At 70.8% G+C, this 13,551-nt stretch carries 11 protein-coding genes and 3 tRNA genes; 8 read left to right on the top strand and 6 right to left on the bottom strand.

What is annotated here, in order from left to right; translation table 11 throughout:
* Window positions 1-129: 129 nt before the first annotated feature.
* Together ddaH and rocD are read left to right on the top strand one after the other, a co-directional pair.
* Complete coding sequence (gene ddaH / locus DEJ24_RS01015) at window positions 130-1,023, top strand: dimethylargininase (RefSeq protein ID WP_220036685.1); 894 nt, start codon at window positions 130-132, stop codon at window positions 1,021-1,023.
* A complete protein-coding gene (rocD, locus tag DEJ24_RS01010; RefSeq protein WP_111076898.1) occupies window positions 1,023-2,258 on the top strand; it encodes an ornithine--oxo-acid transaminase in 1,236 nt (411 codons plus the stop codon). Before ddaH ends, rocD begins: the two co-directional genes overlap by 1 nt.
* 247 nt (window positions 2,259-2,505) lie before the next feature.
* On the opposite strand, the gene DEJ24_RS01005 is transcribed toward rocD, so the two are convergent.
* Entirely contained in the window at window positions 2,506-3,507 is a 1,002-nt protein-coding gene (locus tag DEJ24_RS01005) for an SDR family oxidoreductase (protein ID WP_111077087.1), read from the bottom strand.
* 59 nt (window positions 3,508-3,566) lie between these two features.
* Entirely contained in the window at window positions 3,567-4,217 is a 651-nt protein-coding gene (locus tag DEJ24_RS01000) for a hypothetical protein (RefSeq protein WP_111076897.1), read from the bottom strand.
* A 239-nt stretch (window positions 4,218-4,456) separates the two neighbouring features.
* Here DEJ24_RS01000 and DEJ24_RS00995 point away from each other — a divergent pair, with 239 nt between their 5' ends.
* Window positions 4,457-5,467, top strand: coding sequence for an aldo/keto reductase family protein (locus DEJ24_RS00995; protein ID WP_111076896.1), 1,011 nt, complete (start codon window positions 4,457-4,459; stop codon window positions 5,465-5,467).
* A gap of 218 nt (window positions 5,468-5,685) precedes the next feature.
* Here the strand turns inward: DEJ24_RS00995 and DEJ24_RS00990 are convergent.
* From DEJ24_RS00990 to DEJ24_RS00980, 3 genes are all read right to left on the bottom strand, one after another.
* Window positions 5,686-5,758, bottom strand: a tRNA-Phe gene (locus DEJ24_RS00990).
* Between the two features lies 1 nt (window position 5,759).
* Window positions 5,760-5,836: transfer RNA gene (locus DEJ24_RS00985), tRNA-Asp, on the bottom strand.
* Window positions 5,837-5,908: 72 nt separating this feature from the next.
* Window positions 5,909-5,981: transfer RNA gene (locus DEJ24_RS00980), tRNA-Glu, on the bottom strand.
* 281 nt (window positions 5,982-6,262) lie between these two features.
* Between DEJ24_RS00980 and DEJ24_RS00975 the strand changes: the two genes are divergently transcribed.
* Entirely contained in the window at window positions 6,263-7,576 is a 1,314-nt protein-coding gene (locus DEJ24_RS00975) for a M23 family metallopeptidase (protein WP_111076895.1), read from the top strand.
* A 31-nt stretch (window positions 7,577-7,607) separates the two neighbouring features.
* Window positions 7,608-9,101 carry an NlpC/P60 family protein gene (locus DEJ24_RS00970; protein ID WP_111076894.1) on the top strand — a complete coding sequence of 498 codons (1,494 nt, stop codon included), beginning with the start codon at window positions 7,608-7,610 and terminating at the stop codon, window positions 9,099-9,101.
* A gap of 68 nt (window positions 9,102-9,169) precedes the next feature.
* Here DEJ24_RS00970 and DEJ24_RS00965 read toward each other — a convergent pair whose 3' ends face one another.
* Window positions 9,170-9,661 (bottom strand): inorganic diphosphatase, encoded by a 492-nt coding sequence (locus tag DEJ24_RS00965; RefSeq protein WP_111076893.1) that lies wholly within the window; start codon window positions 9,659-9,661, stop codon window positions 9,170-9,172.
* A 66-nt stretch (window positions 9,662-9,727) separates the two neighbouring features.
* Here DEJ24_RS00965 and tilS point away from each other — a divergent pair, with 66 nt between their 5' ends.
* The 3 genes from tilS to ftsH all read left to right on the top strand — a co-directional run bounded on the left by tilS (window position 9,728) and on the right by ftsH (window position 13,547).
* The gene (tilS, locus tag DEJ24_RS00960) at window positions 9,728-10,768 is read left to right on the top strand and encodes a tRNA lysidine(34) synthetase TilS (protein WP_111076892.1); all 1,041 of its coding nucleotides are present in this window, start codon (window positions 9,728-9,730) and stop codon (window positions 10,766-10,768) included.
* A gap of 9 nt (window positions 10,769-10,777) precedes the next feature.
* On the top strand, window positions 10,778-11,329 hold the full coding sequence (gene hpt, locus DEJ24_RS00955) for a hypoxanthine phosphoribosyltransferase (protein WP_110904452.1): 552 nt from the start codon (window positions 10,778-10,780) through the stop codon (window positions 11,327-11,329).
* A gap of 229 nt (window positions 11,330-11,558) precedes the next feature.
* Complete coding sequence (gene ftsH / locus DEJ24_RS00950) at window positions 11,559-13,547, top strand: ATP-dependent zinc metalloprotease FtsH (RefSeq protein ID WP_110904451.1); 1,989 nt, start codon at window positions 11,559-11,561, stop codon at window positions 13,545-13,547.
* Window positions 13,548-13,551 lie beyond the last annotated feature (4 nt).

Genomic DNA, 13,551 nt, shown 5'->3' with positions numbered 1-13,551 from the left:
ACGGCCCTCCTGTGCAAGGATCAGGGCAGGCGTCGACCTGGTCCGCCTCCGGCGAGTGAGCCTGCATCTCGTCGGAGCTCTCACCGTGGTGGTTCCTGGCAGGCTCGGGCCCCGGTCCTGGAGGACCTCGTGTCGAACACCGCACCCCAGCCCACTGCCGCCGCCCCGCAGCGCACGGCCACGCACCGCACCGTCCTGATGTGCAAGCCGACCCACTACACGGTCAGCTACCGGATCAACCCCTGGATGCACCCGGAGGAGCCGACCGACACCTCGAAGGCCGTCGCCCAGTGGCAGAGCCTGGTCGACGTCTACGAGCAGCTCGGCTTCGAGATCCACCAGATCGCACCGATCGAGGGCCTGCCGGACATGGTCTACGCGGCCAACGGCGGCTTCGTGCTCGACGGTGTCGCCTACGGTGCGAAGTTCCAGTACCCCGAGCGGCAGCCCGAGGGCCCGGCCTACATGGACTGGTTCCGTCAGGCCGGCCTGACCGTCGCCGAGCCCCAGGAGACGAACGAGGGCGAGGGCGACTTCCTGCTCATCGGCGACACGATCTACGCCGGCACCGGCTTCCGTTCGGACAGCACCTCGCACGAGGAGCTCGCCCGCGTGTACGGCCGCGAGGTCGTCACGCTCAAGCTCATCAACCCGAGCTTCTACCACCTGGACACGGCCATCGCGGCGCTCGACCCGGTGCCGGACGCGTCCGGCCGCTCCAACATCGCGTACCTCGAGAGCGCCTTCGACGAGCCGTCCCTGGCGATCCTGCGCGAGCGCTTCCCGGACGCGATCATCGCGACCGAGGAGGACGCCGCCGTCCTCGGCCTGAACTCCTACTCCGACGGGTACAACGTCGTGATCGCCGCGCGTGCCACCACGTTCGCATCGCAGCTCCGCGAGAAGGGCTACAACCCGATCGGCGTCGACCTGTCCGAGCTGCTCCTCGGCGGTGGCGGTGTGAAGTGCTGCACGCTGGACCTGCACCCGATCGGCACCGGTACCTCCGTGGCACGGTCCTGATGTCCACGGACACCGGACGCACCCCCGGGCCGGCCACCGTGGCGGCGCTCGCCGTCGAGGACCGTGCCCTCGCGCACAACTACAGCCCGCTGCCGGTCGTCATCGCGTCCGGCCACGGTGCGACGGTCACGGACGTCGACGGCCGCACCTACCTGGACGGGCTCGCCGCCTACTCGGCGGTCAACTTCGGGCACGGCAACCCGCGCCTCCTGACCGCGGCCCGCGACCAGCTCGACCGGGTGACGCTGACCAGTCGGGCGTTCGTCACCGACCGGCTCGGCCCGTTCGCCGAGGGGCTCACCGCGCTCACCGGCACCGAGATGATGCTGCCGATGAACACCGGCGCCGAGGCGGTCGAGTCCGCGATCAAGGTCGCCCGAGCCTGGGGCTACCGCGTCAAGGGCGTGCCGCAGGGGCAGGCGACCGTCATCGTCGCGAGCGGGAACTTCCACGGCCGGACGACGACGATCATCTCGTTCTCGGACGACCCCGACGCCCGCAACGACTTCGGGCCGTACACGCCCGGGTTCCGCACCGTGCCGTGCGGCGACGTGGCGGCACTCCGGGAGGCGATGGACGAGACCGTCGTGGCCGTCCTGCTCGAGCCGATCCAGGGCGAGGGCGGCGTCGTCATACCGCCGGCGTCGTACCTGCCCGCGGTCCGCGAGGTCTGCGACGAGTTCGGCGCGCTGTTCATCGCCGACGAGATCCAGTCGGGCCTCGGGCGCACCGGCCACACCCTCGCGGTCCAGCGCGTGGGCGTGACGCCGGACCTGATCACGCTCGGCAAGGCCCTGGGCGGCGGGATCGTCCCCGTGTCCGCCGTGGTCGGCCGCGCCGACGTGCTCGGAGTGCTGCGGCCGGGGGAGCACGGCTCGACCTTCGGCGGCAACCCGCTCGCCGCCGCCGTCGGCACAGAGGTCGTCGCGATGCTCGCCGAGGGCACGTTCCAGCAGCGGGCGCTCGACGGCGAACCGGTGTTGCGCGGGTTCCTCGACGAGCTCATCGGCCAGGGCGTCGTCGCACACCGCGTCGCCGGGCTCTGGGCCGGGATCGACATCGAACCGGCACTCGGCACCGGCAAGCAGGTCGCGAAGGCGCTCGCCGCCCGAGGCGTCCTCGTGAAGGACACGCACGGGTCCACGATCCGCTTCGCCCCGCCGCTCGTCGTCACCGACGAGGAGATCGCCACCGCGATGCAGGCCCTCGGCGCGGTCCTCCGCGACCTGGCGTAGCAGCCCGGCGGCCGCGCGGCCGCGCGACCGCGCGGCCGCGAGCGCGAGCCGCCCACGCACAACAGGAACCGGCCCGAACCACGAACTCCCGTGGTTCGGGCCGGTTCCTGTTGTGCCCCTCCTGTCGGCGCCCGCGCCGCACCGCGCGGGCGCCGCACCGCGCGGGCGCGGCACCGGGCGGCGCGGGGCGAGACGGACGGGAGGCGCGGGGCGGGGACGCCACGCGCCTCCCGTCCGGAAGACGGCGCTAGACGCGACCCGGCGCGTACGCCTCGGCCAGCCGGTCCATGAGGGCGTCCTTCTCCTCGTCGACGACCTGCGCCTCCGGGTGCGCGTCGTACCAGGCGACCAGCTCGCGGGCACCCTCGCGGAACGACGTCCGGGCAGCCCATCCCGGCACGAGCGTCCGCACCTTGCTGTTGTCGAACACCATGCTGTTCGCCTTGTCGCCGACCGCGCCGGCGCCCCACTCCGGGTCCGCGGCCATGATCGCGTCCGCCGGCACGTGCACGATGTGCGGCTCGGGTGCTCCCGCGGCGGCGGCGACCTCCTGGTGGATGCGGTCCCACGTCGGCGACTCCTGGCCGGTGATGTGGAACGCCCCGCCGATCGCCTCGGCCCGGTCGAGCACCCCGACGAACGCGACCGCGAAGTCCCGCGCGTGCGTGATCGTCCACAGCGAGGTCCCGTCGCCCGGCACGACGACCGGCTTGCCCGCACGCATCCGCGCGACGACCGTCCAGCCGCCGTCGAACGGCAGCAGGGTCTCGTCGTAGGTGTGCGACGGCCGGATGATCGTCATCGGGAAGTCGTCCTGCCGGTACGCAGCGACCAGCAGGTCCTCGCACGCGATCTTGTCCCGCGAGTACTGCCAGTACGGGTTCTTCAGCGGCGTCGACTCGGTCACCGGCAGGTGCGTCGGCGGGGTCTGGTACGCCGAAGCCGAGCTGATGAACACGTACTGCCGGGTCTTGCCCGTGAAGAAGTCGATGTCGGCCTGCACCTGGTCAGGGGTGAACGCGACGAAGTCGATGACGACGTCGAAGGTGCGGTCGCCGATCGCCGCCGCCAGCGCGTCCCGGTCCGCCACGTCGGCCTGGAGGCGCGTCACCGAATCCGGCAGGGTCCGCTTCTCCGTGGTGCCCCGGTTGAGCACCGAGACGTCGAAGCCCTGGTCCACCGCCTCGCGCACGCAGGCGGCACTGATGATGCCGCTCCCGCCGATGAACAGCACGCTGGATCCGGTCATGGATGCTCCCTTGCTCCCGGCGGTGCGTCCGCGCACCGCGCCTCTTGCGATCCTGCACCTCACGGACTGGGGCGGGCGTCCAGGACCGCCGGGAGGCTCGCCACCTCCGTCGCCCACTCCGCGGCAACGGGGTTGATCCAGCCGAGCAGTTCGATCGCGTCGGAGTGGTCGCGGTGCAGGTCGCGCTGGTGGATCGGCTCGTGGTGGGCGGCGCGGTTGCGCACGAAGTGCAGCTGCTGCATCCGTGCTCGAACCTTGCGCTGACGGGTCAGGATGTCGGCGGGCCCTGCCGGGAACGCCCGATGGAGGGCCGGCGTCCAGAAGGCGGTGAGGTACCGGCTCTCCACGAGGTACCGCCAGAAGCCGAAACTCAGCTCGGCCAGCACGCGCCCGTGGACCTCTGCTCCACCATGTCGCGCCGCCCTCGAGCGGGCCTTCGCCAGGTCAGCGCTGCCCTGACGGTCGAGCGGGACGTGGTCAAACCACGAGCGCGACGAGTGGCGGCGTTCCGACCAGCGGCACAACTCCCTGTCCATTGCATTGCGTGCCACGACCTCGACGATGCCGGTGAGCTCCAAGACGCTGGAACTCGCTCGCATGTTCCATTCGTAGAGGCGCAGCGCTCGGCTCCGGCTCCCGGTCACTCGGTCGTAGGAGGACAGCCGCTCCGGCGTCAGCAAGACCACGACGTCGTCTTCCTTGCCGTGCATCCCGCTTCCTTCCGTCGCGTCGGACAGTCGTGTAACATCAATGCCGAAGACCCCGGAACGATCACTGGCCACGGCCACATCGCCGGGGTTTCGTCTTTCCCCTCCCGACGGGCAGTGATACATCACCCTACAGGTGGCAGGGCGGCCGGGGCGGGTCCCGATGGACCGGCCGGGGCGGCCGGGGGACTACCGTCACGGGCGTGCCGCATCGACGCGGCCACGACAGGAGTGACAGACACATGGAGTACCGCTACCTCGGCAACTCGGGCCTCAAGGTCTCCGAGATCACCTACGGCAACTGGCTCACCCACGCCTCCCAGGTCGAGAACGACGCGGCGATCGCCTGCGTGAAGGCCGCCCTCGAGGTCGGCATCTCGACGTTCGACACCGCCGACGTGTACGCCAACACCGGCGCCGAGACGGTCCTCGGTGAAGCGCTGAAGGGCGAGCGTCGCCAGTCCCTCGAGATCGCCACGAAGGTCTTCGGCCCGACCGGTCCCAAGGGCCACAACGACACCGGGCTCTCGCGGAAGCACATCCTCGAGTCGATCGACGGCTCGCTCGGCCGCCTGCAAACCGACTACGTCGACCTGTACCAGGCGCACCGCTTCGACCACGAGACCCCGCTCGAAGAGACCATGCAGGCGTTCGCCGACATCGTCCGCCAGGGCAAGGTCCTGTACGTCGGCGTCTCCGAGTGGACCGCCGACCAGCTCCGTGCCGGTGCCGCACTGGCGAAGGACCTGGGCTTCCAGCTCATCTCGAACCAGCCGCAGTACTCCGCGCTCTGGCGGGTCATCGAGGAGGAGGTCGTCCCCACCTCGAAGGAACTCGGCATCTCGCAGATCGTCTGGTCCCCGATCGCCCAGGGCGTCCTGACGGGGAAGTACCAGCCGGGTCAGCCGCTGCCCGAGGGCTCCCGCGCGACCGACGACAAGGGCGGCGCGAAGATGATCGAGCGCTTCATGAACGACCAGGTGCTCACCGCCGTGCAGGAGCTCAAGCCGGTCGCGAACGAGCTCAGCCTGTCGATGGCGCAGCTCGCCGTGGCGTGGGTGCTGCAGAACGAGAACGTGGCGTCGGCGATCATCGGAGCCTCGCGTCCGGAGCAGGTGCACGACAACGCCGGCGCTGCCGGTGTGCAGATCCCGGCCGAGCTGATGTCCCGCATCGACGACGCCCTCGGTGCCGTCGTCGAGCGCGACCCGTCGAGGACGAACGACAGCAGCCCGAAGACCCGCGAGGCGTAGGCCGCGCTGCCCGGCCGGTACGAGCCTCCCGGCCGGCTGCGCACAACAGAAGGCGGCTCGAACCACGGCAATCCGCGGTTCGAGCCGCCTTCTGTTGTGCGTGGACGATCCGAACCACTTCCTGTCGGATGCGACCGTCGAGGCAGTTCGACCGCCCGCGCAACGCACGCCCGCGCAACGCAAAAGAGCCCCCTACCGAAGTAGGGGGCTCTTCACTGTGGCTGGACGCGGCGTCGATCCGCGGACCTTTCGATTTTCAGTCGAACGCTCTACCAACTGAGCTACCCAGCCGTGGCGACCCTGACGGGACTTGAACCCGCGACCTCCGCCGTGACAGGGCGGCACGCTAACCAACTGCGCTACAGGGCCATGTGGAATTGCTTGTGTTGCTGTTCTTGCTTCGGTGTCGTTCTGTTCTGCTTGCTGTCCCCCGGTGAGGAGTGACCCCAACGGGATTCGAACCCGTGCTGCCGCCGTGAAAGGGCGGTGTCCTAGGCCACTAAACGATGGGGCCGCAAGCAGTGCATCGCGCTACCGATGGACAAGCATACGGACGGTCGGCCCTCTTGCCAAATCGAGCCCGGCGAACGGTCCGCTTGGGCGTGTCGCGCCACCTCGACGGACCCTCAGGGAGTCGCCGGAGCGGGCTCCCGAGGAGCGGGCCGACCCGGTGCGAGCATCGATGCTGACCTCTCACCCTCGAACGGGGTGTTCCTGGGCTGACCCATGTTGTTACTGTTGCGTCTGTTGACAGTGTGACGTGCGCCACGCCGGACTGTGACGAAAACGAGACCCATGTCGACTCCCTCCCTCCTCCCCGCTCGCCCCCGCCGCCGTCTGATGGCCGCCGGGGTCGCAGTCGTGCTCGCCGCCGGGGCCCTCGTCGCCCTCGTGCCGTCGGGTGCTGCCTCGGCCGCGACGTACCCGAGCTGGGACGACGTGCAGGCCGCCAAGCAGTCGCAGTCGGACCAGGCCGCCAAGGTCACCGAGATCAGGGGCCTCATCGCGCAACTGCAGTCGCAGTCCGCCGCGAAGGAGAAGGCCGCCGCCGCAGCCGGTACGGCGTACCAGGACGCGCAGACGGACTACGACCGCAAGGCGCTCGAGCAGCGGAAGCTCCAGTCGCAGGCGGACGACGCCGAGAAGACCGCGGCAGCCTCCGAGGCGCAGGCCGGCCAGCTCGCCGCCCAGCTCGGCCGCTCCAGTTCACAGGACGTCACCACGGACCTCCTCACCAAGCCCTCCGCCTCGGGTGACCTGCTCTACGAGCTCGGCGCCATGTCGAAGCTCACCGAGCAGGCGGACGGGATCTACTCCGAGGCGAGCCAGGACCGCGGGACGGCCCAGGCCCTCGCCGACAAGTCGAAGGTCGCCGAGGACGCGCTCGGCGAGCTCGCCGCCCAGGCCCAGGTGAAGATGCGCGCCGCGCAGAGCGCCGCGGACCAGGCGCAGGCCGCCGTGGCCGCCCAGGCCGCCAACCAGGACCGCCTGGAGGCCCAACTCGCCCTCCTGACGTCGAAGACGAAGACGACGCAGGCCGGGTACGAGAAGGGCGTGAAGATCGAGAAGGAGCGCCAGGCGCGTCTCGCCCGGGAGCGTGCCGCCGCGGCTGCCGCAGCCGCCCGGGCACTCCCGGCCGCAGCGACCGCGGGTGTCCCGGCGTCCGGTGGCGGCGCGACCGGCGGCGGCGCCGCGAACTCGTCCGGATGGGTACGCCCGGCCGCCGGCTTCCAGTCGAGCCCCTACGGCCTCCGCGTCGACCCGTACACGCACGTCTACACACTGCACGCGGGCGTCGACCTCGCCCCGGCCTGCTACTCGCCGATCTACGCTGCAGCGTCCGGCACCGTGACCTTCGCGGGCAACGGCGGCGGCTACGGCAACGAGGTCATCCTCGACAACGGTGGCGGCATCTCGACGGCCTACGGGCACATCGTGAACGGCGGCATCATGGTCGCCGCCGGCCAGCACGTCACCGCAGGACAGCAGATCGCGCAGGTCGGTTCGACCGGCTGGTCGACCGGCTGCCACCTGCACTTCGAGACCCGGGTGAACGGCGCAGCCGTCGATCCCGTCCCCTTCATGGCAGCGCGGGGGATCTCGGTATGAGCACGAGCACTGCCAGGAGGCACTGACCCGCATGAAGAAGCCTGCACGTTCCCTCGTCTGCGGCCTCGCCACCGTCTCGATGCTCAGCTTCGGGCTCTCGCTCGTGGTGGCCGTCCCGGCGCAGGCGGCCCCGTCCGCTCCGTCGTGGAAGGACGTGCAGGCGGCGAAGGACGACCAGGCCGCGAAGCAGCGGACGGTCGACGCCCTGACGGCACGCATGTCGAGCCTCCAGGCCACCGTGGACCGCACCGGTGCCACCGTGCAGGAGGCGGGGCAGCGGTACTCCCTCGCAGCGTCGCAGCAGCAGGAGGCCAAGGACACGCTGGACGGTCTCACCGGTCAGGCGAAGCGTGCCAAGGCGGCGGCGAAGCGGTCCGCCGGCCAGGTCGCGGCCCTCGTCGTCGAACTCTCGCGCTCGGGTGGCGGTGACCTGTCCACGTCGATGCTCGTCGACTCCCGTGACGCGAAGGACCTGCTGTACCAGGTCGGCACGATGACGCACCTGTCCGAGCGGTCCGCGACCGTGCTCGACAAGGCGCAGTCGGACCAGCGCACCGTGGATGCCCTCGCCGCGCAACAGCGGCAGGCGACGAAGGCCCTGACCGCCGCGACCGAGAAGACGAAGGACGCGCTCGACAGCGCGAACGACGTCGCCGCGAACGCACAGTCCGCGCTGGCGTCCGGGCAGGCGAAGCAGGACGAGGTCCTCGAGCAGCTCGCGTTCATCAAGGGCACCTCGGTGGCCACCGAGCAGGCGTACTGGTCGGCGCAGCAGGCGAAGCAGGCCGAGATCCAGCTCGCCGCCCAGGCGAAGCGCGACGCGGCGCGTCCCGCGGCGGCGAACGGCGGTGCAGACGGTCCCAGCGGATCGTCGACCGGCGTCCCGCCCGCGTCGAAGCCCGTCACCTCGAACCCGTCGACGTCGAACCCCGCGTCGTCCGCGCCCTCGGGTGGTACCGCGGTAGCGCCGAAGCCGGCCGCCCCGAAGCCCGCCGCCCCGAAGCCGGCGGCCCCACAGCCAGCGCCGCAGCCGGCCGCACCCGCGCCGAAGCCCGCAGCCCCGAAGCCCGCGGCTCCGAAGCCGGCGGCCCCCGCCCCGGCACCCGCGCCGGCCCCGGTCGTCAGCAGCCCGTCCAAGGCCGCCGGCGCGATCGCGTACGCCCGCGGACAGCTCGGCAAGGCCTACGTCCTGGGCGGTGCCGGCCCGAACGTCTGGGACTGCTCCGGCCTGGTGATGATGGCCTACAACTCGCAGGGCATCACGACCGGTGGGCACAACGTCGTCTGGCAGTACAACTACTTCGGCTCGATCGGCCGCCTGGTGCCGCTGTCGCAGCGCCAGCCGGGCGACATCCTGTTCTACTCGACCAACGGTGCGGCATCCGGCGGCTACCACGACTCGATCTACACCGGCAACGGGCGGATGGTCGAGGCCGCCCGCCCGGGTGTCGGCGTCGTCGAGCGGGCGGTGTGGACCCCGAGCCAGCTCCTGCCGTACGTCGCCCGTCCGAGCGGCGCCCTGTAGCCCCGAACACCGCAGAACGGCCCGGCCCCACGAGGGGACCGGGCCGTTCGCGCGTCAGCAGACGAGGGTCAGTGACCCGCGGGCACGTACGCGGCCTGGCCGGCCTGCACGATGGCCTCGGCCTCGGCGGCGTCGCCCCAGCCCTCGGCCTTGACCCACTTGTTCGGCTCGAGGTCCTTGTAGCGCTCGAAGAAGTGCGCGATCTCGGCCTTCGTCTGGTCGTCCACGTCCGAGATGTCCTGGATGTGTGCCCAGCGCGGGTCCTTCGCGGGGACGACGAGGACCTTCGCGTCGATGCCGGCCTCGTCGCTCATCTTGAAGACGCCGACCGGGCGGACCTTGACGCCCACGCCCGGGAAGGTCGGGTACTCCAGGAGCAGCAGCGCGTCGACGGGGTCGCCGTCGTCGGCCAGGGTCTGCTCGAAGAAGCCGTAGTCCGTCGGGTAGACGAACGAGGTGAAGAGCACGCGGTCCAGGTACACGCGACCGGTCTCGTGGTCGACCTCGTACTTGTTGCGGCTGCCCTTGGGGATCTCGACGACGACGTCGTACGCGGCCATGTGCACTCCTTGGTTCTTCCGGTGGTGGTCTGTCGGCCGTCGGGACGGCCCGGCTAACGTTACCGGGTGAACACCGAGCGTCCCCGGCTGGATCCCGCCGTCGCCGCCGTCCGTCTGGCGGTCCGCACCGCGCTGGCCCGGGCGCTCGACGAACAGGTCGTCGCACCGGGCGACCTCGTCCTGGTGGCGCTGAGCGGCGGAGCCGACTCGCTCGCCCTCGCGGCGGCCACCGCGTTCGAGGCACCGAAGCAGGGCCTGCGCGCCGGCGCGGTCGTGGTCGACCACGCGCTGCAGGCGGGTTCGGAGGCGGTCGCGGCACGGGCCTCCCGGCAGGCCGCCTCGCTCGGGCTGGCGCCGGTCGTCATGGACCGTGTCGACGTCGGGACCGCGGGTGGTCCGGAAGCCGCCGCCCGGGAGGCCCGCTACGCCTCGATCACGTCGGTCGCGGCCGCCGAGTGGTCACCCCTCGTGCTCCTCGGCCACACGCTCGACGACCAGGCCGAGACGGTCCTGCTCGGCCTGCTGCGGGGGAGCGGACCGGACAGCCTGACCGGCATGGCGCCGCTGGTGCGGCCGGACCGGCCGGGGCCCTCGCTCGCGCGGCCGATGCTCGCGCTGCGTCGGGCGACCACGCGTCAGGCCTGTGCCGCCTCCGGACTCGACCCCTGGGACGACCCCCAGAACGATGACCCGGCGTACGCGCGGGTGCGGGTGCGGAATGCGCTGATGCCGGTCCTCGAGCGGGAGCTCGGACCCGGTGTGCCGGAGGCCCTGGCCCGCACCGCCGACCAGCTGCGCGAGGACTCCGCGGCCCTCGACCACTTCGCCGAGGAGATGGCGGAGGACCTCGCCGAGCACTCCGAGGCCGGCATCTCGCTGTCCGTGCCGCAGCTCGCCGCGAATCCACCGGCACTCCGGCAGCGACTCGTCCGACTGGCGGTCGAGAGCGAGTTCGGCGTGACCCTGTCCCGACTGCAGACGCTCGAGGTCTGCCGGCTCGTGACCGACTGGCACGGCCAGGGACCGATCGACCTGCCCGGTGTCCGTGCCACGCGGACGGGCGAACGGGTGTCGTTCGCCGCCAGGGACCCGCGCGCAGGCGGTTAGGCTGGTCCGGTGGAACTCTCCGACGTGCAGGCCGACCTCTCCGAAGTGCTCTTCACCCCCGAGCAGATCGACGACAAGATCGCCGAACTCGCCGCTGCGGTGGACCGGGACTACGCCGGGCGCGACCCGCTCCTCGTCGGCGTGCTGAAGGGCGCGGTCATGGTCATGGCCGACTTCTCCCGCCACCTCAAGATGCAGGCGCGGATGGACTGGATGGCGGTGTCGTCCTACGGCTCCGGCACGAAGTCGTCCGGCGTGGTGCGGATCCTCAAGGACCTCGACACCGACCTGCACGACCGCGACGTCATCATCGTCGAGGACATCATCGACTCCGGTCTGACGCTGTCCTGGCTCAAGCAGAACCTGCAGTCCCGCGGGGCCGCCAGCGTCGAGATCGTCGCCCTGCTCCGCAAGCCCGAGGCCGCCAAGGTCGAGGTGGACGTCAAGTACGCCGGCTTCGAGATCCCGGACGCGTTCGTGGTCGGGTTCGGCCTGGACTACGACGAGCGCTACCGCAACCTGCGCGGCATCGGCATCCTCGCGCCGCACGTCTACTCCTGATCCGCCCCGGGCGTCAGGTGCGACCGGGCGCCAGGCGCGACCGGGACGTCAGGCGCGACCGGGACGTCAGGTGCAAGCGGGTGGCAGGGCGTCGTCCGCAGGGCGATGCTCCTGATCCGTGGAGTTCGCCCGCAGAGGACACCCATTCTCGCCACAGAGTGACGGCCGTATGCTGAGCGGCACGCACTTCAGGCAGCAGAAAGGTGTCGGGCCGTCGGGCCCGGATCACATGGACTTCAAGCGCATCCTCCGCGGGCCGTACATCTGGATACTGCTCGCAGTCGTGGGGATCTTCGTCGGATGGACGTTCATCGCCCAGTCCGGCACCCAGGAGATCTCCACCCAGAAGGGCCTCGAGCAGCTCTCGGACGGCAAGGTCTCGTCGGCCGTCGTGAACTCCACCGAGCAGCGGGTCGACCTCACGCTCCGCAACGACGGCGGCACCGAGCAGTTCTACTACTCGACCCCCCGTGGCACCGAGGTCGTCGAGGCGGTCTCGCAGGCCGACCTGCCCAAGGGCTACAACGACCACGTCCAGCAGTCGAACGTCCTGGTGTCGCTCCTGCTGACGCTGCTGCCGTTCCTGCTCATCGGCGCCCTGTTCTGGTTCCTGCTCTCGAGCGCCCAGGGCGGCGGCTCGAAGGTCATGCAGTTCGGCAAGTCCAAGGCCAAGATGAACAACAAGGAGAACCCGCAGGTCTCCTTCGCCGACGTGGCCGGTGCGGACGAGGCCATCGAGGAACTGCACGAGATCAAGGAGTTCCTCAAGGAGCCCGCGAAGTTCCAGGCCGTCGGTGCCCGGATCCCGAAGGGCGTGCTCCTCTACGGCCCTCCCGGAACCGGCAAGACCCTGCTCGCCCGCGCCGTCGCCGGCGAGGCCGGGGTGCCGTTCTACTCGATCTCCGGTTCGGACTTCGTCGAGATGTTCGTGGGTGTCGGCGCGAGCCGCGTCCGTGACCTCTTCGACCAGGCCAAGCAGAACTCGCCCGCCATCGTCTTCATCGACGAGATCGACGCCGTGGGACGTCACCGTGGCGCCGGCATCGGCGGCGGCAACGACGAGCGCGAGCAGACGCTGAACCAGCTCCTCGTCGAGATGGACGGCTTCGACGGCAAGACGAACGTCATCCTCATCGCCGCGACGAACCGTCCCGACGTGCTCGACCCCGCGCTGCTCCGCCCGGGCCGCTTCGACCGGCAGATCGGCGTCGACGCGCCCGGACTGCAGGGTCGCAAGCAGATCCTCGAGGTGCACGCGAAGGGCAAGCCGCTCGCCGCGAGCGTCGACCTCGAGCTGCTCGCCCGGAAGACGCCGGGCTTCACCGGTGCCGACCTGGCGAACGTCCTCAACGAGGCCGCGCTGCTGACCGCCCGGTCGAACGCGCAGCTCATCGACAACCGCGCCCTGGACGAGGCCGTCGACCGCGTGATGGCCGGCCCGCAGCGCCGCACCCGGATCATGTCCGACCAGGAGCGCCTCATCACCGCGTACCACGAGGGTGGTCACGCCCTGGCGGCCGCAGCGATGCGCCACACCGACCCGGTGACGAAGATCACGATCCTGCCGCGTGGTCGGGCCCTCGGCTACACGATGGTCCTGCCGCTCGAGGACAAGTACTCCGTCACGCGCAACGAACTGCTCGACCAGCTGACGTACGCCATGGGCGGCCGTGTCGCCGAGGAGATCGTGTTCCACGACCCGACCACGGGTGCGTCGAACGACATCGAGAAGGCCACCGGCACCGCCCGCAAGATGGTGACCGAGTACGGCATGAGCCAGGCGGTCGGTTCCGTCAAGCTCGGCTCCGGGTCCAGCGAGCCGTTCGTCGGCCGTGACATGAGCGGCGGCACCGGTCGCGACTACTCGGAGAACATCGCCGAGACCGTCGACGCCGAGACCCGCGCCCTGCTCGAGGCCGCGCACGACGAGGCCTACCAGGTGCTCAACGCCAACCGCGACATCCTCGACCGCCTGGCCGGTGAGCTCCTCGAGAAGGAGACGCTCGACGCTCCGGAGCTCGTGGAGATCTTCAAGGACGTCCGCAAGCTGCCCGAGCGCCCGCAGTGGCTCTCGAGCGACAAGCGTCCGGTGAGCGACCTGCCCGCGATCGAGGTCCCGGGCAAGGCCGCCGCGATGGCCGAGGAGCCCGTCGGGATCGACGCCTCGAAGCCGCGTCGTCACCGCCCGTTCGGCAACCCCGGTATCGCCCCCGCGTAGGCCG

The organism is Curtobacterium sp. MCPF17_001 (genome assembly GCF_003234615.1).
In the GTDB taxonomy this organism is placed as follows: Bacteria; Actinomycetota; Actinomycetes; order Actinomycetales; family Microbacteriaceae; genus Curtobacterium.
The sequence above is the reverse complement of the archived record's forward strand: the minus strand, read 5'-3'. Positions and strand labels throughout refer to the sequence as shown.

Excerpts from the sequence above, each read along its gene's own strand:
- ftsH (WP_110904451.1), top strand. The coding sequence starts at position 11,559 with ATGGACTTCAAGCGCATCCTCCGCGGGCCGTACATCTGGATACTGCTC.
- rocD (WP_111076898.1), top strand. The coding sequence starts at position 1,023 with ATGTCCACGGACACCGGACGCACCCCCGGGCCGGCCACCGTGGCGGCG.
- DEJ24_RS00975 (WP_111076895.1), top strand. The coding sequence starts at position 6,263 with ATGTCGACTCCCTCCCTCCTCCCCGCTCGCCCCCGCCGCCGTCTGATG.
- DEJ24_RS01000 (WP_111076897.1), bottom strand. The coding sequence starts at position 4,217 with ATGCACGGCAAGGAAGACGACGTCGTGGTCTTGCTGACGCCGGAGCGG.
- DEJ24_RS01005 (WP_111077087.1), bottom strand. The coding sequence starts at position 3,507 with ATGACCGGATCCAGCGTGCTGTTCATCGGCGGGAGCGGCATCATCAGT.
- DEJ24_RS00965 (WP_111076893.1), bottom strand. The coding sequence starts at position 9,661 with ATGGCCGCGTACGACGTCGTCGTCGAGATCCCCAAGGGCAGCCGCAAC.
- DEJ24_RS00995 (WP_111076896.1), top strand. The coding sequence starts at position 4,457 with ATGGAGTACCGCTACCTCGGCAACTCGGGCCTCAAGGTCTCCGAGATC.
- DEJ24_RS00970 (WP_111076894.1), top strand. The coding sequence starts at position 7,608 with ATGAAGAAGCCTGCACGTTCCCTCGTCTGCGGCCTCGCCACCGTCTCG.